The sequence below is a fragment of the Psychrobacter sp. AOP31-B2-9 genome (assembly GCF_052378005.1).
GTDB lineage: Bacteria > Pseudomonadota > Gammaproteobacteria > Pseudomonadales > Moraxellaceae > Psychrobacter.
In genome coordinates, this window is record NZ_JBQSXG010000352.1 from 1 (window position 1) to 381 (window position 381).

At 49.6% G+C, this 381-nt stretch carries 1 protein-coding gene; it reads right to left on the reverse strand.

Going from position 1 to position 381, the window contains the following annotated elements; genetic code table 11:
• Positions 1–381: hypothetical protein (locus ACT3SX_RS15590; protein WP_444761882.1), on the reverse strand; the 381-nt coding region annotated here is incomplete at both ends.

A 381-nucleotide genomic window follows, 5' to 3' on the forward strand; every position in this document is an offset into this window, starting at 1 on the left:
TTAGTATTGGCATTGATGCCTTGACGTTTACTACTGGCACCATCACTTTCAGCATTAATGATACCCATCTTTAGACTAGCAGCCACTTGACCATCATCGATGTTTAGCTGCGAGTACGCTTGCTCATCTCTATGATCGGTAATCCATTCTGATAGGCCATTGCCCGTGTTGCGATAGCCACTCTCAACCGCTTGTTCATTGTCCGTGGCGAATAGGCTAGGGCGCGTGCTGGACAATAAGCTACCCGTATTGATTAAGTGCTCGCCATCACCGATCGACTGCATCAGAGTTTGGTCGTCAGTTCTATGAGTGAAGTGACTGCCATAGTTGGCCCCTGCTTGGGCCTCTGTCCGATTGATAGGTTGGGCAGGGCTGTCCAGT